Below are 22,098 nucleotides of genomic sequence, written 5' to 3' on the forward strand. Positions count from 1 at the left end.
GCGGGTGTTTTCCGCGCGCGGCTACTGCCGCAGGTTGCGGTCGAACAGGGCCAGCAATTCGCGGTAGTGCCGTTCGGCGAACTCGGCGTCGTAGGCGGCGGTATCCGCCTGGGTGTAGCCGTGTTTCGCACGCTCGTAAACCTCGGTGCGGTGACGCTCACCCGCCGCCTCGACTGCCTTGTCGAACTGTGCGAAATGATCGGGCGCCTTTTCCACATCCTCCCCGGCATGGGCGAAATACAGTTCTCCCGTGATCTTTCCGACGAGCAGATGCGGACTGTCCGCACTCTCGGTGACCAGTGGTCCGCCGTGGAATCCCGCCACCGCCGCAACCCGCTCGGGGAACCCGGCGGCGACCAGCACCGCGAGTCGCGCACCCATGCAGTAACCGGTGACACCGACCTTCCCCGCGGCGACCTGCGGCGCCGCGGCCAGCCATTCGAGATACGCGCCGGCATCCGATCGCAGCAGCTCGGGTGTCAGCTCGCGGATCATCGGGAAGAGCTGCTGGAAGATCTCCGGCCGCGCCTCCGGATCGATGAAGTCCGGTAGCTCGATCACCGGAGCGGGACCGTGCCGGTAGAAAGCGTTCGGCAGCAGGACGGTGTAGCCGTGGGCGGCGATACGGTCGGCCATATCCCGCAGGCTGGGTCGCAGTCCGAAACCGTCCTGGATCAGCAGTACTCCGGGATGGGCGGCCCCGTCGCCGGGGTGGGCGAGATACGCGTCGGCGACACCGTCGGGGGTCCGGATGTCGACCGACATACCGTGGACTTCAGTCATCGTAGGTCCTCCTGTGATGTCGAGCGTTCTCGAACATACAGGTTCGGACACCGGCCGATCCGGCACGGCATCGGCATCCGGCCCGGTTCCGGATGCCGGTGCCACACCCTGTCGTTATTGCAGGAAGGTCAGCACCACCGCGAAGAGGACCATGAGGACTGCCAGGCTGCCGCAGGTGACCGCCACGACCTTCATCACCGTCTCGGCGGACTTCCCCTGCCGCTGCTGGGGTTCGAAACCGGCGGCGCCACGGTGATAGAGGGTGTAGGGGGCGGCGTAGTGGAACAGCACGGGGCCGTGCGTGGTGTCGATGTCGATGGTCGCCTTACCCACTCGCCAGAACGCGTACTGCGACCACAACTGCACGTGGTATCGACCCGCCGGGAGCGAGAATTCGTTCCGGCCGGTACGCAGGACGAAACGGTGTTCGGGGGTGAACTCGGCCAGCGTCGGCAGTCCGGCCGGGCGGGCGGAACCGGAGATCTCGCTCACTTCTACGACCACCGGCGCCTGCGCGGATCGGTCCGACGGCTCATAACCCATAGCTGTCGATGCTAAGCGGTTGCGGCGCTGCGCGACCGCTCGCCGCGGGACGGCAACAAGCTGATCGTGTTCCGGTACTGCGTCTCCCCCACCGGAATCGTGGGCGCGGACCAGGTACGGGCGCTGCGGGACGTGCGAATAGAGACGTTGCCGTCCGGCGCGGGGCACCGTGGGTTCGGCGGGAGTGCGCGGGCGGTCCGCCGACCACCCGCATCGCTGTGCCTCGAGTACTTCAGTTCGTAGCGGGGACCTGCCCGGCCGTCTCCACCCCCTGGTCGAATCGCGCGCGGGCGAGTTCGACCTCGGGCAGTGTGCCGGTGGCCCAGTGCAGGAGTGCGTCGATGAGGTCCTGCAGCGACCGGCCGAGCGGCGTCAACCGGTACTCGACAGCGATGGGCCGGGTATTCGTGACGATCCGGTCGACCATCCCGTTGCGTTCCAGCCGCCGCAGCGCGGCGGTGAGTGATTTCTGCGTCACCACCGGAATGGCCCGGCGGAGGTCGTTGAAGCGCAGCGGCCCGTGCTCGCACAGCGCGTCGAGCACCTGGAGCGACCATTTGTCCAGGACCTGATCGAGCAGTTCGCGGTGGGCCTGTGTGAGTTGCGGGCTGCCCGGGGGCAGTGGCGCGGTTTCCGGCATGACACCTAGTCTCGTTGAAGTTGCCTTCGGACACCAGGTACACATCAGATACCTATTCCGATCAGCGAAAGGGATATCCATGGCAGTGCAGTTGCTCACCCCCGAAGGCATGTTCGCCCCTGTTCCGTACCACCATGTGTCGATCGGCTCGGGTACCCGCCAGGTACACGTGGCCGGCCAGATCGCGCGCGACGCGGCCGGGAATCCCGTGGCGACGGGCGACCTCGCCGGTCAGGTCGCGCACGCCCTCCGCAATACGGCACGCGGGCTGGCGGGGGCGGGAGCGAGTTTCGCCGATGTCGTCCGGCTGCGCTTCTTCGTCACGCACTGGACCCCGGACAAGTACGACGACTTCGTCGAGGGTATCGAACGCGTCGTCGATGAACTCGGTATACCCCGGCCGTTACCGCCCCTGTCGGCGATCGGCGTCGACTACCTGTTCGAGCCGGATGTACTGGTCGAGGTCGAGGCGTACGCCGTCCTGGACTGAGCGGTGCCCACCGCGAACCACCGGGCGGGCCCTGGTGATCGGCCGAAGCGCGGTGCACAGCGCGGTGCCGGGAGCGTGACGATGGCGGCCGGATGGAGCTCGCCGCCGTAGGGGAATCCGGCGAGACATGCGGAAGGGGTCCTCCCGCTACCTGCGGAAGGACCCCTTTCAACGCTGGATCAGCGCACCACTCAGGCGGTTTCGGTGATCGGCCGGTCCACCCAGCTCATCAGGTCGCGCAGCTTCTTACCGGTGACCTCGATCGGGTGCTCGGCGTTCTGCTTGCGCAGGCCCTCGAGTTCCTTGTTGCCACCCTCGACATTGGCGACCAGCCGCTTGACGAAGGTGCCGTCCTGGATGTCCCTGAGGATGTCCTGCATCCGCTTCTTGGTGTCGGCGTCGATGACCCGCGGGCCCGACAGGTAGCCACCGAATTCGGCGGTGTCGGAGACCGAGTAGTTCATGCGGGCGATACCGCCTTCGTACATCAGGTCGACGATCAGCTTCAGCTCGTGCAGCACCTCGAAGTAGGCCATCTCGGGGGCGTAACCGGCCTCGACCATGACCTCGAAACCGGTCTTGACCAGTTCCTCGGTGCCACCGCAGAGCACGGCCTGCTCACCGAAGAGGTCGGTTTCGGTCTCTTCCTTGAAGGTGGTCTTGATGACGCCGGCGCGAGTGCCGCCGATGCCCTTGGCGTAGGACAGCGCCAGCGCCTGGCCCTCACCCTTCGGATCCTGCTCGATGGCGATCAGGGCGGGGACACCCTTGCCGTCGACGAACTGGCGGCGCACCAGGTGGCCGGGGCCCTTGGGGGCGACCATACCGATGGTGATCTCGGCGGCCGGCTTGATCAGGCCGAAGTGGATGTTGAGGCCGTGGCCGAAGAACAGCGCGTCGCCGTCCTTCAGGTTGGGCTCGATGTCATTGGTGAAGATCGAGGCCTGGGCGGTGTCGGGGGCCAGCAGCATGATGACGTCGGCCCATTCCGAAACCTCGGCGGGGGTGCCGACGGTCAGACCGGCCTCTTCGGCCTTGGCCCGCGACTTGGAGCCTTCCTTGAGGCCGATGCGGACCTCGACGCCGGAGTCGCGCAGGCTCAGCGAATGCGCGTGCCCCTGGCTGCCGTAACCGATCACCGCGACCTTACGGCCCTGGATGATCGACAGGTCGGCATCGTCGTCGTAGAACATCTCGACTGCCACTTGGTGGTATCCCTTCTGACTTATTCGAACCCGCGAAACGCGGGAAACGGTAAACGAGGCACGTAACGCGGCCGGGCGCGGGGTGCGCCCGGCCACGGGTCAGCGCGTGGCGGTGATGGACTTGGGTCCGCGGCCGACGGCCACCACCCCGGATTGCACGATCTCCCGGATGCCGTACGGCTCCAGCATGCGCAGCAGCGCGTCGAGCTTGGACCGGGTGCCGGTCGCCTCGACGGTGAGCGCGTCGGGCGAGACGTCGATGACCTTGGCGCGGAACAGGTTGACCGATTCGATCACCTGGGTGCGCACGCTGGCGTCGGCGCGGACCTTCACCAGGATCAGTTCGCGGGCCACGGAGGACTCCGGGTCCTGTTCGACGATCTTGATCACGTTCACCAGCTTGTTGAGCTGTTTGGTGACCTGCTCCAGTGGCAGATCGTCCACGGTGACCACGATGGTCATCCGGGAGATCTCCTTGACCTCGGTCGCGCCGACGGCCAGGGATTCGATATTGAATCCGCGCCGGGAGAACAGGCTGGCCACCCGGGCCAGCACGCCGGGCTTGTCCTCGACCAGGACACTGAGGGTGTGGGTGGTGCTCATGACGGGTTCCCCTCGGTCTCGGCCTGCTCACGGTGCATGGCCTCGTGGATGATGGCGGGTTCGGCGGCCTGCTCGTCCTCGTCGAACAGCGGGCGGATACCGCGCGCGGCCATGATCTCGTCGTTGCTGGTGCCCGCGGCGACCATCGGCCACACCTGGGCGTCCTTGCCGACGATGAAATCGATCACCACGGGACGGTCGTTGATCGACTGGGCCTCGCGGATCGCGGCCTCGACGTCCTCTTCCTTCTCCACCCGGATGCCGTGGCAGCCCAAGGCCTCGGCGAGCTTCACGAAATCGGGGATGCGCAGGCCGTGGGTCTTGAGGTCGGTATTGGAGTAGCGCTGGTCGTAGAACAGGGTCTGCCACTGGCGGACCATGCCCAGGTTGCCGTTGTTGATCAGCGCAACCTTGATCGGCACACCCTCCACCGCGCAGGTGGCGAGTTCCTGATTGGTCATCTGGAAGCAGCCGTCACCGTCGACCGCCCACACCTCACGGTCGGGCAGTCCCATCTTGGCGCCCATCGCGGCCGGGACCGCGTACCCCATGGTCCCGGCGCCGCCGGAATTCAACCAGGTCCGCGGCTTCTCGTACTTGATGAACTGGGCGGCCCACATCTGGTGCTGGCCGACACCCGCGCAGTAGATGGCATCGGGTCCGGCCAGGCGGCCCAGGGTCTCGATGACGAATTCCGGCGACACCGAGCCGTCCGACGGCTTGCTCCAGCCGAGGGGGAAGGACTCGCGGACGCCGTCGAGGTAGGCCCGCCAGGCGGTCAGGTCGAGTTCGAAACCGGCCGGGTCGGCGCGCAGGGTTTCGATGAGTTCGGTGATCACCTCGCGGCAGTCGCCGACGATCGGCACATCGGCGTGCCGGTTCTTCCCGATCTCGGCCGGGTCGATATCGGCGTGGATCACCTTGGCGGCGGGCGCGAAAGAATCCAGCTTTCCGGTGACGCGGTCGTCGAACCGGGCGCCGAGAGTGATCAGCAGATCCGATTTCTGCAGAGCGGCCACCGCGGCGACGGTGCCGTGCATACCCGGCATCCCCATATTGAGTTCGTGGCTGTCGGGGAACGAGCCGCGCGCCATCAGGGTGGTGACCACGGGGATACCGGTGAGCTCGGCGAGCTCGAGCAGTTCGGCCGATGCCTCGGACTTGATCACACCGCCGCCGACGTAGAGCACGGGCTGGGTGGACTCGGCGATCAGCCGCGCGGCCTCGCGCACCTGCTTACCGTGCGGTTTGGTGACCGGACGGTAGCCGGGCAGCCGCATCTCCGGCGGCCAGCTGAAGGTCGTCTGCTCCTGCAGCACATCCTTGGGGATATCGACCAGCACCACGCCGGGCCGTCCACTCGACGCCAGATAGAAGGCCTCGGCGAGGATACGCGGGATATCGGCGCCGTCTTTGATCAGGAAGTTGTGCTTGGTGATCGGCATGGTGATGCCGGAGATATCGGCTTCCTGGAAGGCGTCGGTGCCGATCAGACTGCGGCCGACCTGACCGGTGATCGCGACCATCGGCACCGAGTCCATCTGGGCATCGGCGATCGGGGTCACCAGGTTGGTCGCGCCGGGGCCGGAGGTGGCCATACAGACGCCGACCTTGCCGGTGGCCTGGGCGTATCCAGTGGCCGCGTGGCCCGCGCCCTGCTCGTGACGCACGAGCACATGGCGCACTTTGGTGGAATCGAAGAGCGGATCGTAGAGCGGAAGGACAGCGCCACCCGGAATGCCGAATACGGTGTCGACGCCGAGCTCCTCGAGGGAGCGGACGACGGACTGCGCGCCGATGACCCGCTCGGGCGGGACCTGGCGGCGGTTCGCCGGGGTGGTCGGAGCGCCGGCGGGGGCCGACGTATTCGAAGGCGCGGGCCTGCGGGCCGCGGGCCCGGGCCGGGTAGTTGGTGCGCTCACCGTCTTGGTTCCTTACTGCTTGTCGTTCACTGGTCCCGACATAAAAAAGCCCCCGACAGCCGGCGGCTGTTCGAGGGTGGCGCGTCGCAGTGCGAGCTGACGTATTCGACTCCGGATCGTCTGGCTCAGCGCTGGACGCGCCGGCCGATTACGAGCATCTCGTTTCGATTCACGCGCATGACGGTATGTGTGCGTGTGGTGCGGAGTCAAACAGCTGACCGCTGACTTCCCATTATGTGGGAAGGTAGCGGGTGCTCACGCCGGTCCACCATGATGCGAGGATGGAGAGGTGTCATCACCGCATCAGTCCGTGCCACCTCCTGAATCGTCCCACAACCCCGCCGCCGCGGAGGTAACGGGTGGGAATACGGCGCCGCCGGGACCGAAGCGTGTGATCCGCACGACACGACTGTCCTTCCTCGGCGTGTTCATCCTCGCGATGTGCGTGTTCTTCCCCATCGTCGGCTGGCCGGCCGGGCTGTTCTGGCTCGCGTTGATCCCCCTTGCCGTGCTCGTCTGGCTCGTGCGGACACAGACGACGGTCTCGCCGGCCGGACTGGATCTGCGGTCGGTCTTCTCCTCCCGGCACATCGACTGGGCACAGGTGAAAGGCCTGAGCATCCCCAAACGGGGGTTCGTCCGCGCCCATCTGGACGACGACCGCGAGGTACCGCTGCCGGCGGTGAGCTACGACCGGCTGCGTGACCTGGTGGACGCCTCCGGCGGGCGTATCCCGGACCCGTTCGCGGTCCCCGACCCGGTCCCGGCCGATGCCGGCGCCTCCGCCACCACACCCGATGAGGCCACGCCCGGCGCCGACGACGCGATGCCGGACACCGAGGCCGGCAGTCCCGCGCCCGCCGACACAGCGCCCGATGACACGACGCCGAGCGGCCCGGGTTCCGATGATGTGGCGTCAGGTGACACAGAATCCGGTGACACGACGTCCGATGCCGCGGCCCCGGGCGACGCGACGTCCGACCGCCCCGCGGCCGGCGGCTCCGGCAAGGCACGCGACGGCTCCGGTGCCTCCTCCCCCGCTCCCGGGGCCGCCGACACCGGCCCCGGGCCCACTTCCGAACGGGAGTAGCCTGGAAAATCGCCGATCGCACCCGACCGCGGTCCCCGCGCCGGGCGATACGGCGCTGTCGCAACTTTCAGCCCCGCGACCCGACCGAGGACACTCATGCCACCGCTTCGTTCCCGAACAACCACCATCGGCCGTAATGCCGCCGGCGCCCGCGCCCTGTGGCGGGCCACCGGTATGACCGATTCCGATTTCGGTAAGCCGATCGTCGCCATCGCCAACTCCTACACCCAGTTCGTGCCCGGGCACGTGCATCTCAAGGACGTCGGCGAGATCGTGGCCGGCGCGGTGCGGGAAGCGGGCGGGGTACCGCGGGAATTCCACACCATCGCGGTGGACGACGGAATCGCCATGGGCCACGGCGGCATGCTCTATTCGCTGCCCAGCCGGGAGATCATCGCCGATTCGGTGGAATACATGGTGAACGCGCACACCGCCGACGCGCTGGTGTGCATCTCCAATTGCGACAAGATCACCCCGGGCATGCTGAATGCCGCCATGCGGTTGAACATCCCCACCGTCTTCGTCTCCGGCGGGCCGATGGAGGCCGGGAAGGCCGTGGTCGTGGGCGGGGTCGCGCAGGCCCCGACCGACCTGATCACCGCGATCTCGGCCAGCGCGAATTCGGCGGTCACCGATGAAGGATTGAGCGAGGTCGAGCGCAGCGCCTGTCCGACCTGCGGTTCCTGCTCCGGCATGTTCACCGCCAACTCGATGAACTGCCTCACCGAGGCCCTGGGTCTGGCGCTGCCGGGTAACGGGTCGACGCTGGCCACCCATGCCGCGCGCCGTGCGCTGTTCGAACGGGCCGGACGGATCGTCATCGATATCGCGACCCGCTGGTACCGCGACGACGACGCGTCGGTGCTGCCGCGCAATGTCGCGAACGAGAAGGCCTTCCGCAACGCCATGGCCCTGGACGTGGCGATGGGCGGATCCACCAACACTGTCCTGCACACGCTGGCCGCGGCGCAGGAAGGCGAGATCGATTTCGACCTGCACACCATCGAGACCATCAGCCGCACAGTGCCGACCCTGTCCAAGGTGGCGCCGAACTCGGACTACCACATGGAGGACGTGCACCGGGCCGGCGGTATCCCCGCCATCCTCGGTGAGCTGCGCCGGGCCGGTCTGCTGGAAACCGATGTGACGACCGTGCACAGCGCGTCGGTGGACGAATGGCTCGACACCTGGGACATCCGTTCCGGCAGGGCGTCCGAGGAAGCACTGGAGCTCTTCCACGCGGCGCCGGGCGGGGTGCGCACCACCGAACCCTTCTCGACCGAGAACCGCTGGTCGTCGCTGGACACCGATGCCGCGGGTGGCTGCATCCGCGATATCGAACACGCCTACACCGCCGAGGGCGGACTGGTTGTGTTGCGCGGCAATCTCGCGGTCGACGGCGCGGTGCTCAAGACCGCCGGTATCGACGAGGAGCTGTTCTCCTTCGAAGGCCCCGCCGTGGTGGTGGAGTCCCAGGAGGAAGCCGTCTCGGTGATCCTGGGCAAGAAGATCCGGCCCGGTGATGTGCTCGTGGTGCGGTACGAGGGTCCGGCGGGCGGACCGGGGATGCAGGAGATGCTGCATCCGACCGCGTTCCTCAAAGGCGCGGGTCTGGGCAAACAGTGCGCCCTGATCACCGACGGCCGATTCTCCGGCGGTACCTCGGGTCTGTCGATCGGCCATATCTCGCCGGAGGCGGCCAGCGGCGGCGTGATCGGCCTGGTGGAGAACGGCGACCGGATCCGCATCGATGTCGCGACCCGCACCCTGGAGGTCCTCGTCGACGAGGCGGTGCTGGCCGAACGCCGGGCCAAGATGGAGGCCCGCGAGCGGCCGTGGCAGCCGCAGAACCGGGAACGGCCGGTCACCACGGCGCTGCGCGCCTATGCCGCGCTGGCGACCTCCGCCGACAAGGGCGCGGTCCGGCACGTGCCCTGATCCGCCCCCGCGGCAACGAAAAAGGCGCTCCCTCGTATCCGAGGAAGCGCCTTTTTTCGTCTCGCGATATCAGTCGAAGGGGCCGATACCGGTCAGTGGGTTGCCGTCCTGGAGCCACCAGTAGGTGAGCACCGCGGCGGCGACCGCCAGGACGAAGACCACGAACGATCCCACCCCCGGCCGGACCGCCCAGCCCCGCCCGCGGTCGAGTGACCAGCGGCCGGGCCCGGTGAAGATGATGGCGGCCGCGGCGCCGGCCAGGATGCTCTCCATCTCGACCGCCCCCGGACCGGCCTTGTACTGGAACCCGGGATGCATCCCCTGCTTCCAGAACCAGGCGTCCAGGATCACCGCCAGCACCGCGCCCGCGGCCAGCGGGGTGGCCAGGCCCAGGATCAGCAGTGCCCCGCCGCCGACCTCGCCGGCGGTCACCATGGCGGCGGCCAGCGAGGGATGCTTCCAGCCGCTGCTCTCCATCATGGTTCTGGTGCCGTCCAGGCCGGGACCGTGGAACCAGCCCGTCAGTTTCTGCAGGCCGTGGTAGAGGAAGGTGGCTCCCACGACCAGGCGCAGGGTGAAGAGCCCGAAGTCGAGGGTGCCGCGGCGGAAATCGCCGTTGCGGCGGCGCAGGCCCCCGTTGGGCTGATTACCGGCCGGCGGGATGCTGGCGTAGTCGTAGGTGTCGTCGCGCGCCCCGGTCTTACCGGGGCCGGTGGGGCCCGGCGGATCGGCCGGTGCGCCACCGGTGGTCGCCGATGCGCTCACCGGGATCTCCTTCGTCATGGCCACTGGGGGGAACTGGCCGGTCGGGGAATCGTAGGGACTCCCGACCCCGCCCGCGGTGGTCGACACCGCACGCTGCTCTCCGGTAGACAGATTCCCGGGCCCCGCGGCCTCGGAGGACGCGGACCCGTTTCTCGCCTTGGCACTCACTCCTCAACAGTAAGCCGACGATCCGCCCGGCACCGGCTGAATCGGCGGCGTGTCCGTGCCACGCGCAGGCCCCGTGTCACAGGGCGGACGAACCGCGCCGAAATGGACGCTTCTCGCCGCGGCGGGGCCTTCGGGGCACGGGCGGCGTCGTTTCCACTACGTTGGGAGATTATGAGGTCGGTTGGCGCGCGGCGCGTGACGGTGGGGCTGGTACTCGGAGCGTTGGTGCTCAGTGGATGCGCCCGGTTCGACGATTCCGCATCCAGTCCGTTCACCCCGGAACCGACGCTGGAGGGCGCGGAACTCGAGCCGAAGAAACCCGAGCAGTCCGAGAGTTCCACCACCCGGCCCAGCGGTCCGTGTATCGACCCGGATCCGGCCGTGGTGGTGAGCTGCCTCGACACCACCGGGGGGCTGGTCGAGATGGGCGGGTACGCGCTGGTGGCCGAACGCCGTACCGGCCGGATCCTGCAGGTGGCGCCGGAGCAGCAGCCGATCGAAGTGGCCCGGGTCGACGTCGACCCCGCGGGCGACGGCGGGTTGAGCGATATCGCGATCTCCCCCACCTATGCCGAAGACGGGCTGATCTACGCCTATGTCACCACGCCCAGCGACAACCGGGTGGTGCGCTTCGCCGAAGGCGGGCCCGCGAAACCGGTATTGACGGGAATCCCCAAAGGCGCCACCGGTAATCGCGGGGCGATCGAATGGTCGAAACCCGATCAGATGCTGGTGCTCACCGGAGACACCGGCGACCCCGCCGCGGCCGCGGATCCCGGGAGCCGGGCCGGGAAACTGCTGCGGGTGAACAATCCGAGCTCCAGTGGGGACGCGCCCACCGAGGTCGCGGTCGCCGGAATCGGCTCGGCCGGTGATATCTGCCTCGGCGCCGACCAGATCTGGATCACCGACCGCACCCCCACCATGGACCGGCTCCAGCGGATCGGCCCGGACGGTGTGGTCACCACCGCCTGGACCTGGCCCGACCGGCCGGGAGTGGCCGGGTGCGCGGTGACTGCCGAAGGCGTGGCGATCTCGCTGACCGACGCGAAAGCGCTCGCGATGGCCGCGCCGGACCCCGAGACCTTCGCGGTCACCGCACCCCCGAGCGTTTTCGTCGCCAACAAGTACGGCCGCCTGCTCGGCGCCTCTCCGGGGATGGACGGGACCATCTGGGTGTCGACGGCGAACAAATCCGACGGTGGCGAGCCGACACCGAACGACGACCGGGTCGTGCGCATCCCGCCGCCCTCCGCCGGTGGTGGCGGGCCGGACTAGAGCCCGCACACAACCCGACACATCGCGATGTTCATCGACCGAGTTCTTTCGATGATTTCGGAGGCCGGAGTCCGTCAGCAGTGATATGCGATTGAGCGGTAAGAGTGCAGTGGTGTACGGGGCGGCGGGCAACATGGGGGGAACGGTCGCCCGAGCCTTCGCCCGACACGGTGCCCATGTGTACCTGGTCGGTCGAACACAGTCGACGCTCGACGCAGTGGCCACGGAGATCGTCGAGGCGGGAGGCCGCGCTACGGTTGCTCGATTCGATGTGTTCGATCAACCGGCAGTCGAGGCCCACGCCGATCGAATCGTCCACCAGACCGGCAGCCTCGACATTTCTTTCAACGCGGTGGGAATGGAGGCGGTGCAGGACATACCGCTGGTGGATATGAAGCTCGAGGATTTCATGGCCCCGATCACGGATTCGGCACGCTCGCATTTCATCACCACGACAGCGGCGGCTCGCCGCATGACTGCACAAGGCTCCGGCGTCATTGTGCTGCTGTCCAGTTCAGCTGCCGGAGAATCGCGTCATCGGATGGGGGGATTCAATGTAGCTTGCGCGGGAATCGAAGCTCTGAACCGCGGGCTCGCGGGCGAGGTCGGCCGCGATGGCGTTCGAGTGGTGTGTATCCGTCCGAACTTCACCCCGGAGACGGCCCCCGGCCTTTCCGCGGAGGACCTCGCGCCGTTGACCCGCGACACACACCTGGGGCGGCTGCCGCGTATGAGCGAGATCGCCGAGGCAGCGGTGTTCGCCGTCTCGGACGGCGCAGGTGCGATGACCGGAACGGTGCTCAACCTCACCTGTGGCGCACTCGTCGACTAGAGTCTGTTTCGAAGTAGGTGATCCGCGTGGCTGTCATCGCATGGAAAGCAGCCTCGGCGTCGTCGGGGCCGGTTGGTCGGACATGGCGGCTTTGTGCAGGGTGCGCACAACTTCGAGAGGCATGTGTGCGGGTGCGACCCAGTCGTCGTCGGCGAAAAGCGCCGAGCGCGCTGTTTCCCCGCGGTCGGTGGGTCCGGCGAGTGCCATGACCATGACGTTGGTGTCGGCGATGATCACTCGTCGTCCTCGCGTCCGGCGCGGATCTGGTCGACGACGGCGTCGGCGTCCATGGTCAAGGAGCGCCGTCCGACCAGGCTCTCGATCAGGTGCCTGTTGCGTTCGGCTCGGAATTCTCGTTCCAGCAGTGCGCGGAGATAGGTTTGGGTGGTCTGGCCGCGGGCGGCGGCGCGTCGGGCGATGGCATCACGGACTTATTCGGGGATGTCCTTGATCTGGATGGCGATACTCACGCCATCAGGATGCATGCGCAGCATCCTCCGGATGGCTGATTCATCCTACGGACGTATCCGGCGGGGGACAGCGCTACAGGAGGTGGGCACTGGTGCGGTGGTAGTTTCTGCTTGCCGAACTGGAGTCGAGTGGCGGGTGCACGGTGAAGACGACCCACTGGCCTGACTGCCGGAACGACTCGAACGATCGCTCCTCGGCAGGCGTGCCGATAGACCCGATGACTGTGGCCGCGGCGGGAATCCGCTGTCCGAGCCTTTCCAGCGGTGGGGAGCTGCCGTCTTGACGGATACCCTTCGGCTACTTCACAACTCGTTCGAAAGGCGAGCTATGATCTCGAACAATGTCGTCAAAACCGTCGTCGCCTCGACGCTGCCGCTGATCGCCGCCACGGTCGTCGCCGGAGGCGCTTCCGCCGACGCCGGGCCGATGGCCGATGCGCAGGCCACGCCGATCGCCGGTATTCCGCTGGAGGAGCCTCAGGACGTCAAGACCAACCCGGGCGCCCAGTACCCCGATCCCGTGTTGAACGGCGCTGCCCTGGGCGCCGGTATCGGCTCGGCGGTCGGTTCGGCCACGGGTTCCGGTGGGCCGATCCTCGGTGGGCTGATCGGCGCCTTGGTCGGTGCGGTGAATCCCGACGTGGTCCCACAGGTTCTTCCCTGAACTGACTAGGCAGTGTCTCGAAGCCGAGCAGCAGTTGAGGGCGGGCGCGAGCCCGCCCTCAACTGTTACTGAGCCATAGATTGATGGCGGCGATGTGGAGCGTGGCGAGGTAGCGGACGGCAAGTTTGTCGAACCTGGTCGCCACCGCCCGATGTTGTTTGAGCCGGTTGATACCGCGCTCGACGGTGTTGCGATCCCGGTAGATCACCGTGTCGAACGCTGGAGGCCGCCCACCATCGGAACCCCGCCGGAGTCGACGACCGGCCCGATCGGCCGGGACCGCGATCGTCGCCCGGTTCCCCCGCCGACGCAGATATTCACGATTCGCCCGAGAGGAATAGGCCTTATCGGCCAGGATCCGGTCAGGGCGGGTGCGTGCCCGCCCGCCCCCGAGGCGTGGCACCGCGATCGCTTCGAGGACGGCCGGCATCTGCGGACTGTCACCGGCTTGACCACCCGTGAGCAGCATCGACAGCGGCTTGAGCCCGTTTTCGCAGGCCAGATGCAGTTTGGTGCCCCACCCGCCCCGTGACCGGCCCAGGGCGTGATCGGATGGTTCGGCGCCGGGGGCCCCGGTGGTTCGGCTTGCGCTGCGGGGTCGCGGCGGGCTCCGGCAGCGTGCTGGTGAGCGCGCATGATCGTCGAATCCACACTCACCTGCCAGTCGATATCGCCGCTCGCCTCGGCGAAAGCCTGCAACATTTTCAGGATGAAAACCCATGCACCAGCGCGTTGTCAGCGCCGGAACAGGCTATAGCTCGCCTGCCAGGACCCGTACTGCGGCGGCACGTCGCGCCAGGGCGAGCCGACCCGGGCCCGCCACCGGATTCCGTTGATGAGCTGTCGTTTCGTCCACATCGAGGGACGACCGGTCTTCTTGGATCGAGCAGCAACGGCGTCAGCCGCGCCCACTGGGCATCGGTCAGATCCGCGCGCCCCGTCACCGCCACGCTGGTCATGAGGTCTCCGGTAATTCAGGTTCTTCTTCGTCGCTGAACCATTTCCCGGAGACCTCGCTTGCGTCAGGTCATCGACACACCGACGCAGACAGCGTTCCTCACCACACCAGTTGGGGAATCGCCGCACAGCGGCGATCCCCAACTATCTACCACTTCGAGACACTGCCTAGAGGTCGCGGGAGGTGGTCGGGTAGCCCCCGGCCTGGAGTCGGCCGCCGCACCTCGACCCTGCTCCGCATCAGGCGCCGGAGCGGAGTCGGCGCGGGCACCGGGGGCCGACGCCCGGCGGTCAGCCCATTCCGTTCGCGCGTGCCGCGATGATGGCGGCCAGCTCGGCGGGTCGCTCCTCCGGGATCCAGTGTGCGGCGTCGAGGGTTTCGCCGCGGAACGGTCCGGTCACGTATTCGGCTGTCAGTTCGGCGCCCTTACGTGCCATGAAGACGTCCCGACTGCCCCATACATGCGTCGTCGGGACGCCGATGGCGCGCACGGCACGCCGCGGCTCGATGAGCGGCATGGCCCGGTACCAGTTCAGGGCGTAGTGCAGTGCTCCGCCGTCGACGATATCGCGCCGAACCCGGCCGAACTGTTCGTCGTCCAGCCGCGACAGTTCCCGGGCCCGGCGGTGCCACTGTGGGCTACGCGCGGCATCGGCCGCGCGAAATCCGCGCGCTATCAGCGCCTCGGGTAGCCAGGGCGCTTGGAACAACACCATGTAGAACGTGCGGAGCAACTGGGTGCTGCTGATACAGGATCGTACGAAAGCCATGGGATGCGGCACCGATACCGAGGTGAGGGTACGCACCAGGCCCGGGTGCGCCGCCGCGGTCGACCAGGCCACGGCCGATCCCCAGTCGTGGCCGACGAGATGCACCGGTTCGCCACCGAGTGTGTCGATCAGCGCCGCCGTATCACCGACCAGTGCACTCATCCGGTAGGCGAACCGCCCGCGTGGCCGGGCGCCGGGCGAGTACCCGCGCTGATCGGGCGCGATCGTGCGGAAGCCGCGCTCGTGCAGATAGGGAGTGAGACGCGACCACTGCCGGGAGGTCTGCGGGAATCCGTGCAGTAGCACGATCGGAACGCCGTCGGACGGACCGTCGTCGATCACGTCGAAGGTGAGCCCGTCATTGGTGAACGTTGTCAGCCGATTGTTCATGAGTCCCCCTGGCCGGTGTGCGTCGATCCGACGGTGCCACGGTACCGACGTCAGGCCCCGGCCGCGACGACCGGTTGCCGGAGGATGGTGCGCAGCTTCTCGGGCGCCACTTTGCGGGCGTCACCGAGATAGATCTCGTGGTGCCGGCCGACCATCCGGAACCCGTTGTCCGGCACGAATTCGTGGTGCATCCGGGCCAGCACCTCGGTCTCGTCGTCGTAGGAGCCGATGTGCAGCGTCTGCACACAGCGCCCCTCGGACAGGCCGTCCAGGCGTACCTCGAGCAGACGCGCCGGTCGGTTCTTGGCCGCGACCTGCTCGACGGCGGCCGCGAACAGACCGGGCTCTATCCAGTCGGGGACCATGATCATCAACGTCCAGTCCCAGCGGGACTTGTCACGCGCGGCGGTGAAGGAATCCATATCGTCGGCCCACCACAGACCCTCCAGCGGCATGACGACATAGTCGCGTCCCAACTCGCGTTTGCTGGCGAACTTGAGTGCGTAGGCCAGGGGGTAGAGCGCCTCGGTCGCGTGCGCGAAGGCAGGGTCGGTATTGGGATCACCGTGCCCGTCGATCATGAGGTACTGCAGATCGGGCACGTCCACCACCTGGAATCGGCCCTGCCGGGCACGATAGGCCTCGATCTCCTTCTTGAAGTCGATCTTGTCAGCCGTTTTGTCCACCATCGGGCACCTGGACTCGCTGCGCGAGCCACGACCTCTCTGCCTCGAGGAGGCTCAGCGAATAGGAGAAGACCTCGCGCGCGGGTAGCGCGAGGGGGGATTGCGCGGACGCCGCCGCTTCGATCGCGGCGATACGTACCCGTACCTGCCCGAGCCGTTCGGCCAGGGCCTGCGTGTAGGCCGGCTCGGCGAGCAGCGGCAGGTTCGAGACACCCACGAGGAAGGGATTCGGTACCGGATGCGGTTCCGCGACGAGCGCGAGTGCCGTGCGGGTGGCCACCTCCCGCCCCGCCTCGGTGGCATGGAAGACACGCCGACCCTTCGCCGCGGCCGGAGCCTCGGGCGCGTGCACGAACCCGCGTTTCTCCAGTTTGGTGAGCAGGTAGTAGATCGAGGAGAACCCGATCTCGGTCCACTGCCGTATCCCGCGGCGCTCGACGACCTGTTCCAGGTCGTAGCCGTGCTGTGGGGACTCGATGATCAGACCGAGGACCACGAGTTCGGACGGGGTGAGCTCCACCGCAATATTCTAGCACTAGAATAGTGCGGCAGTCGAGGCAGGCCGACCTCGCGCAACGGCGGAAGTGTCCGCCCCCGGGGGTGCCGACCTGCCCACCACGCGAACCGGCCCGCCCCGCAGGCGGCGGGACGGGCCGGTATCAGGGTTTCTCGGGAACTACCCGCCGCAGGCGGCGAGGACCAGTTCGCGGACCCGGGCCGCATCGGCCTGACCCCGCGTGGCCTTCATGACATCACCGACGATCTTGCCCGCGGCCTGCACCTTGCCGGACCGGATCTTGTCGGCGATATCGGGATTGGCGGCCAGCGCCTTGTCGACCTCGGCCTGCAGCGCGCTGTCGTCGCTGACCATGCCCAGACCCTTGCTCTCCACGATATGGGCCGGATCGCCCGCACCGTCGAGCACCAGATCGACCACCTGTTTGGCGACCTTGTTGTTCACCGTCTTGGCCTCCACCAGGCCGATCACCTCGGCCACCTGTGCGGGCGTGATCGGCAGATCCTCGAGGGCGACACCGCGCTCGTTGGCCTTCTCGGTGAGGTAGGCGACCCACCAGGAACGCGCCTCCTTGGCGGGCGCGCCGGCGTCGACCGTGGCGATGATCAGGTCGAGCGCACCGGCGTTCACCAGATCGCGCATCACCTCGTCGGAGACACCCCAATCCGACTGGATGCGCGCGCGGCGCAGCCACGGATACTCGGGAATGGTGCCGCGCAGCCCGTCCACCCAGGCCGCATCGGGCGCGACCGGCTCCAGATCGGGTTCGGGGAAGTAGCGGTAATCCTCGGCGGTCTCCTTGCGGCGGCCCGGGGAGGTGGAGCCGTCGGCCTCGTGGAAGTGCCGGGTCTCCTGGATCACCTCACCGCCGGTCGCCAGCACCGCGCCCTGGCGGCGCATCTCGAACCGGACCGCGACCTCGACGCTCTTGAGCGAGTTCACGTTCTTGGTCTCGGTGCGGGTGCCGAAGACCTCGGCGCCGACCGGCATGAGCGAGACATTGGCGTCGCAGCGCAGCGAACCGTGTTCCATCCGGACATCGGAGACATCCAGGGATTTCAGCAGATCGCGCAGGGCGGTCACATACGCGCGCGCCACCTCGGGCGCGCGGTCACCGGCGCCGGTGACAGGTTTGGTGACGATCTCGATCAGCGGCACCCCGGCCCGGTTGTAGTCGAGCAGGGAATGACTCGCCCCGTGGATACGCCCGGTCGCGCCACCGACGTGCACCGATTTACCGGTGTCCTCCTCCATGTGCGCACGCTCGATCTCCACCCGGAAGGTGGTGCCGTCGTCGAGCGGAACCTCGAGATAGCCGTCGGTGGCGATGGGTTCGTCGTACTGGCTGATCTGGTAGTTCTTCGGCTGGTCGGGGTAGAAGTAGTTCTTGCGCGCGAACCGTCCCCACGGGGTGATGGAACAGTTGAGCGCCAGGCCGATCCGCACCGCCGACTCCACGGCCTGCTGGTTGACCACCGGCAGCGAACCGGGCAGGCCCAGGCAGACCGGGCAGACCTGGGTGTTGGGGTCGGCGCCGAAGGTGGTCGGGCAACCGCAGAACATCTTGGTGGCGGTGTTCAACTCGACATGGACCTCCATGCCGAGCACCGGCTCGTACCGGGTGACGACCTCGGCGTAGTCCATGAGTTCGACGGTGGGTGCGCTCATGGCCCACAGTCTAAAGCGTCCGGACATGGCACTCCGGTGGGCGGTCAGTCCCCCCGGACCCGTACGCCGAGCCAGCCGGTGACCGTATCGAGGGCCACCGGATCGATGGTCGTCTCGATGGACTCGTACTCGGTGGGCAGGCCGGATCCGGCGGGCTGCATCAAATGGTTGAGCCCGTCCAGCACCGTGACGGTGGCGTCCGGGCCGGCCCCCAGCAGATCACGCATGGGCTGCGCGTGCTGCGCCGGCGGGACCTGCACATCCTTGGACCCGAAGAACGCCAGCACAGGTATCCGCAGCGCGGACAGCGCGGGGGCCGGATCGTGCGAGACCAGTGCGGCCATATACGGGGTGTTCTCCCCGGTGAGGGCCTCGGAGATGGTGCGCAGATCCTTCGGCAGCGTGCGATTGTAGGTCTCCGACAGCCGCGCCGCCCTGGTGAGCCGTCCGGCCCGCAGCGCCGCGGTCCAATCCCGCAGGAAGGCGAGATGGGTGTCCAGTTGTCCGGGGGTGGCCCCGGCCTCGGTGAAGGTCCGGCGGCCGTGGGCCAGGACGATATCGGTACCCGGGACGGCGGGTGCGGCCATCAGGATCGTGAACGCGATCCCGGTCTCGGGCCGTGCGGCGACGAGTGGCGCCAGATAGCCGCCCTCGGAGTGCCCGAGCAGCCCGATCCGACCGGAGTCGATCTCCGGGCGCTCGCGCAGGAAACGCAGTCCGGCCTCGACATCACCGGTCAGGTCGGTGTAGTTCGCCTGGTTCAGGTTGCCGCCGGTACCGCCGACCCCGCGATCGTCGGTGCGCAGCACCGCGTACCCCGCGCGGGTGAGCGTATCGGCGAGCAGGAGGAAGGGCTTGTGCCCGGCGATCTCCTCGTTGCGGTCCTGGGGTCCGCTGCCGCCGATGAGGACGACCGCCGGCAGCGGGGCGGGGGCCGCCGCGGGACGGGTCAGGGTGCCCGCGACGGTGATTCCGCCGCTCGGGTACGAAACATCCTCGGAGATATAAGGATACGGCGGCGCGGGTTGCTGGGGACGGGCCGGGGGCCCGACCGGTCGGCGGTTCAGCCGCAGCCCGAAACTGTGCCCGGCCTGGCGGAAGTCACCCACGATGGCATCGGCCGATTCGTCGAGCCGACCGGCGAACCGCGCGTCGCCCGGCACATCCGGCACCCCGAATTCCACCCGTTCGGGTTCGGCCACGACCCCGGCCAGGGCACGATCGGCGACCTTCTCGGCGGGGATATCGATCCGTCCGCTGTGCCGGCCGGTGAGATCCACCGCGACCACGACCGGCGCGCCGGGAACCTCGATGGCCCCGTGCCATTGCCCGCGCACCCGGTCGTCGACGGCGCTACCCGGGCAACCGGCGAACACCGGGACGAGCATCGAGAGAACCGCAACCAGCAACGCTCCCCTGCCATGGCGCATGGTCCGACTGTATCCCCGCGCCACGGCCGGACCCGGGCGAAGCACCGAGGTCACGCCGAGGATTTCGGCCGAACCACCGATTCCGGCCCGCCGGCCGGCGCTCAGCCGAAGAAGGCCCGGGCTTCGTCGTAACGGTCGGCCGGAACACGTTTGAGCTGTTTGGTCGCCTCGTGCAACGGCACCAGCCCGATCTCGGTACCCCGCAGGGCCACCATCTGACCGAAATGCCCCGCGTGCACGGCCTCGGCCGCGTGCAGGCCGAACCGGGTCGCCAGTACCCGGTCGTACGGGGACGGGCTGCCGCCGCGCTGTACGTGCCCGAGCACCGTGGTGCGGACCTCTTTGCCGATACGGCGTTCGATCTCCACACCCAACTGTTGAGCGACCCCGGTGAACCGTTCGTGCCCGAATTCGTCGACCCCGCCCTCCCGCAGGGCGAACCCGGAATCGGGGGCGGGATGGGAGCCCTCGGCCACCACGCAGATGAAATGTTTGTCCCCGCGCTGGAAGCGGCTCTTGATGAGCGCGCAGACCTCGGTCACGTCGAAGGGTTGTTCGGGGACCAGCGTCAGGTGGGCGCCCGCCGCCATACCGGCGTGCACGGCGATCCAGCCCGCGTGCCGGCCCATGACCTCGACCAGCATCACCCGCTGATGGGATTCCGCGGTGGTGTGCAACCGGTCGATGGCCTCGGTGGCGATGGACAGGGCGGTGTCGTGACCGAAGGTGACATCGGTGCAGTCGATATCGTTGTCGATCGTCTTCGGGACGCCGACCACCGGAACGCCTTCCTCGGACAGCCAGCTGGCGGCGGTCAGTGTGCCCTCCCCGCCGATCGGGATGAGCGCTTCGATGCCGTTGTCGTCGAGGGTCCGGCGGATCTGTCCCAGGCCCGCGCGCAGAATATCGGGGTTGGTCCGCGCCGTACCGAGCATGGTGCCGCCCTTGGTGAGCAGGCGGTCGGTGCGATCGTCGTTCTGGATCCGGACCTTGCGGTCTTCGAGTAATCCGCGCCATCCGTCCTCGAAGCCCACGATCGCGTCACCGTAGCGGCCGTTCGCGGTGCGAACGACAGCGCGGATCACCGCGTTCAGTCCCGGGCAGTCCCCACCTCCGGTCAGGATTCCGATGCGCATGGCGCCCATCTTGCCCGCTGCACGACACTTTTGCCGCGTCGGGCCCGTGAATGTCCGGTAACGCCCGCGCACCGCGCGGGCCCGCCCCTCACCGGGCCGGGCAGGACCCGCCGGTGAATTCGCCCAGATGCTGTGAGATCAAGCCCGCCATCTCGTCGAGGAGATTCATGCCGTCGGAGAAGGTGCCCGAATCCGGTTGCGCGGCAAGCGCTATCGCCACCGAACCACCGTTGGCCGGTACCAGGCCGAACTGACGCACCAAATAGGCGCCGTCGGTGTCCGGCCCCCAGCCGCCCTTGAACTCGGCCGCCTCGAACGCCGAACCGAGACCCCACTGCTGAGTCGCACTGACCGAACCCATCAACTGCACGACCTTGTCCGCCCCCGGAAGACAGGGCAGTTTCGAGGCGAACCGCACCTGGTCGGCGAGCGACCATTCGGACTGGCCGAACGACGAGTACTCCGCGCGCTTCGGCTTCTCGGCCACGACGGTGACACTGTCGCCGCCCTCGCGCAGCACCGCCTGCACCGATTGGGCGGCCTCTCGCGGGGTGCCCAGCGCGGACCACAGGCTGTCCGCGGCGGAGTTGTCCGACGCGGTGATGGCGGCCGAGACGGCGTAGGACCGACCGCCGGGATTCTTCCGTTCCGCGGCCACCACCAGCGGGACCTTCATCGTCGACCAGGCGGGCCCGGTGGTCCATTTCCCCAGTCCGACGAACTGCGTACCGCCCACCGGCATGATCGCCAGACCCAGTTTTCCTTTCGCCGACTGCTCGAGCACCGTGAAATCGGCGGCCAGCGTGCCCGGAATGGTGATCGAGACCTTGCCGCCCGGCGCTTCGGCCGCCGCCTGGGTGATCGAGGTGGTCAGCGGACGTTTCTCGGGCTCGGAGCCGCAGGCCGAGGCGAAAGCCGCGACGAGCAGGCAGACGGTGACCGCGAGCAGGCGGCGAACCGGTGGGAGTTCCCGTTTCTTATCGGCCGACACTTCTTTCCGCATGGCTCTTGTGATCTCCCACAGTCCCGATGATTCGTACCCGGTCGGAAAACCGTACTCCATCGGCGGCCCCGGCCCGGCCCGGATGAGCCCGCCGAACCGGCGATCGAGTGCCCGATTCCGCGTCGACCGGCAGGTCAGTAGAGGTAGAC

At 67.9% G+C, this 22,098-nt stretch carries 21 protein-coding genes and 1 pseudogene; 6 read left to right on the plus strand and 16 right to left on the minus strand.

The genetic code is table 11. From position 1 onward, the window contains the following. Positions 1-21: 21 nt before the first annotated feature. The 3 genes from NF4_RS09130 to NF4_RS09140 form a co-directional block, all read right to left on the minus strand. Positions 22-783, minus strand: a complete 762-nt coding sequence (locus tag NF4_RS09130; RefSeq protein WP_063126761.1) for a dienelactone hydrolase family protein — start codon at positions 781-783, stop codon at positions 22-24. Between the two features lie 114 nt (positions 784-897). Beyond that, positions 898-1,326: a hypothetical protein gene (locus NF4_RS09135; RefSeq protein ID WP_063126762.1), complete on the minus strand. Its 429-nt coding sequence runs from the start codon at positions 1,324-1,326 to the stop codon at positions 898-900. A 232-nt stretch (positions 1,327-1,558) separates the two neighbouring features. Beyond that, positions 1,559-1,966, minus strand: a complete 408-nt coding sequence (locus NF4_RS09140; protein WP_063126763.1) for a winged helix-turn-helix transcriptional regulator — start codon at positions 1,964-1,966, stop codon at positions 1,559-1,561. Between the two features lie 79 nt (positions 1,967-2,045). Here NF4_RS09140 and NF4_RS09145 point away from each other — a divergent pair, with 79 nt between their 5' ends. Beyond that, entirely contained in the window at positions 2,046-2,456 is a 411-nt protein-coding gene (locus NF4_RS09145; protein WP_063126764.1) for a RidA family protein, read from the plus strand. A 191-nt stretch (positions 2,457-2,647) separates the two neighbouring features. Here NF4_RS09145 and ilvC read toward each other — a convergent pair whose 3' ends face one another. The 3 genes from ilvC to NF4_RS09160 all read right to left on the minus strand — a co-directional run bounded on the left by ilvC (position 2,648) and on the right by NF4_RS09160 (position 6,186). Further along, on the minus strand, positions 2,648-3,649 hold the full coding sequence (gene ilvC, locus NF4_RS09150) for a ketol-acid reductoisomerase (protein ID WP_198165275.1): 1,002 nt from the start codon (positions 3,647-3,649) through the stop codon (positions 2,648-2,650). A 111-nt stretch (positions 3,650-3,760) separates the two neighbouring features. After that, a complete protein-coding gene (ilvN, locus tag NF4_RS09155) occupies positions 3,761-4,264 on the minus strand; it encodes an acetolactate synthase small subunit (RefSeq protein WP_063126766.1) in 504 nt (167 codons plus the stop codon). Beyond that, positions 4,261-6,186, minus strand: coding sequence for an acetolactate synthase large subunit (locus tag NF4_RS09160; RefSeq protein ID WP_063126767.1), 1,926 nt, complete (start codon positions 6,184-6,186; stop codon positions 4,261-4,263). The genes ilvN and NF4_RS09160 overlap by 4 nt, the downstream gene beginning before the upstream one ends. A gap of 391 nt (positions 6,187-6,577) precedes the next feature. Here NF4_RS09160 and NF4_RS36065 point away from each other — a divergent pair, with 391 nt between their 5' ends. Then, on the plus strand, positions 6,578-7,276 hold the full coding sequence (locus NF4_RS36065; protein ID WP_063814529.1) for a PH domain-containing protein: 699 nt from the start codon (positions 6,578-6,580) through the stop codon (positions 7,274-7,276). Between the two features lie 96 nt (positions 7,277-7,372). Next, positions 7,373-9,214: a dihydroxy-acid dehydratase gene (gene ilvD, locus NF4_RS09170; RefSeq protein WP_063126768.1), complete on the plus strand. Its 1,842-nt coding sequence runs from the start codon at positions 7,373-7,375 to the stop codon at positions 9,212-9,214. A gap of 69 nt (positions 9,215-9,283) precedes the next feature. Here the strand turns inward: ilvD and NF4_RS09175 are convergent, their stop codons facing one another. Beyond that, positions 9,284-9,979 (minus strand): DoxX family protein, encoded by a 696-nt coding sequence (locus NF4_RS09175; RefSeq protein WP_232330367.1) that lies wholly within the window; start codon positions 9,977-9,979, stop codon positions 9,284-9,286. A gap of 339 nt (positions 9,980-10,318) precedes the next feature. Here NF4_RS09175 and NF4_RS09180 point away from each other — a divergent pair, with 339 nt between their 5' ends. Further along, the gene (locus NF4_RS09180) at positions 10,319-11,425 is read left to right on the plus strand and encodes a PQQ-dependent sugar dehydrogenase (protein WP_063126770.1); all 1,107 of its coding nucleotides are present in this window, start codon (positions 10,319-10,321) and stop codon (positions 11,423-11,425) included. Between the two features lie 85 nt (positions 11,426-11,510). Continuing rightward, on the plus strand, positions 11,511-12,257 hold the full coding sequence (locus NF4_RS09185) for an SDR family NAD(P)-dependent oxidoreductase (protein ID WP_063126771.1): 747 nt from the start codon (positions 11,511-11,513) through the stop codon (positions 12,255-12,257). A gap of 33 nt (positions 12,258-12,290) precedes the next feature. Here NF4_RS09185 and NF4_RS09190 read toward each other — a convergent pair whose 3' ends face one another. Continuing rightward, positions 12,291-12,494 carry a hypothetical protein gene (locus NF4_RS09190; RefSeq protein ID WP_063126772.1) on the minus strand — a complete coding sequence of 68 codons (204 nt, stop codon included), beginning with the start codon at positions 12,492-12,494 and terminating at the stop codon, positions 12,291-12,293. A 561-nt stretch (positions 12,495-13,055) separates the two neighbouring features. On the opposite strand from NF4_RS09190, the gene NF4_RS09200 reads away from it, so the two are divergent. Then, complete coding sequence (locus tag NF4_RS09200) at positions 13,056-13,391, plus strand: hypothetical protein (RefSeq protein ID WP_030519308.1); 336 nt, start codon at positions 13,056-13,058, stop codon at positions 13,389-13,391. Between the two features lie 58 nt (positions 13,392-13,449). On the opposite strand, the pseudogene NF4_RS09205 reads toward NF4_RS09200, so the two are convergent. The 8 genes and pseudogenes from NF4_RS09205 to NF4_RS09240 form a co-directional block, all read right to left on the minus strand. Continuing rightward, positions 13,450-14,350 (minus strand): annotated as a pseudogene (locus NF4_RS09205) (IS5 family transposase). Between the two features lie 289 nt (positions 14,351-14,639). Next, positions 14,640-15,509, minus strand: coding sequence for an alpha/beta fold hydrolase (locus NF4_RS09210; RefSeq protein ID WP_063126774.1), 870 nt, complete (start codon positions 15,507-15,509; stop codon positions 14,640-14,642). Between the two features lie 50 nt (positions 15,510-15,559). Continuing rightward, the gene (locus NF4_RS09215; RefSeq protein WP_232330368.1) at positions 15,560-16,195 is read right to left on the minus strand and encodes a GyrI-like domain-containing protein; all 636 of its coding nucleotides are present in this window, start codon (positions 16,193-16,195) and stop codon (positions 15,560-15,562) included. Next, positions 16,179-16,715 carry a PadR family transcriptional regulator gene (locus tag NF4_RS09220; RefSeq protein ID WP_063126776.1) on the minus strand — a complete coding sequence of 179 codons (537 nt, stop codon included), beginning with the start codon at positions 16,713-16,715 and terminating at the stop codon, positions 16,179-16,181. The genes NF4_RS09215 and NF4_RS09220 overlap by 17 nt, the downstream gene beginning before the upstream one ends. A 156-nt stretch (positions 16,716-16,871) precedes the next feature. Then, on the minus strand, positions 16,872-18,380 hold the full coding sequence (gatB, locus tag NF4_RS09225) for an Asp-tRNA(Asn)/Glu-tRNA(Gln) amidotransferase subunit GatB (RefSeq protein ID WP_063126777.1): 1,509 nt from the start codon (positions 18,378-18,380) through the stop codon (positions 16,872-16,874). A 44-nt stretch (positions 18,381-18,424) separates the two neighbouring features. Beyond that, a complete protein-coding gene (locus tag NF4_RS09230; RefSeq protein ID WP_063126909.1) occupies positions 18,425-19,810 on the minus strand; it encodes an alpha/beta hydrolase family protein in 1,386 nt (461 codons plus the stop codon). A gap of 101 nt (positions 19,811-19,911) precedes the next feature. Continuing rightward, complete coding sequence (locus tag NF4_RS09235) at positions 19,912-20,946, minus strand: ATP-dependent 6-phosphofructokinase (protein WP_063126910.1); 1,035 nt, start codon at positions 20,944-20,946, stop codon at positions 19,912-19,914. Positions 20,947-21,034: 88 nt separating this feature from the next. Next, positions 21,035-21,949, minus strand: coding sequence for a serine hydrolase family protein (locus NF4_RS09240; RefSeq protein WP_063814538.1), 915 nt, complete (start codon positions 21,947-21,949; stop codon positions 21,035-21,037). Positions 21,950-22,098 lie beyond the last annotated feature (149 nt).

Source organism: Nocardia fusca NBRC 14340 (assembly GCF_001618425.1).
Classification (GTDB): Bacteria; Actinomycetota; Actinomycetes; order Mycobacteriales; family Mycobacteriaceae; genus Nocardia; species Nocardia fusca.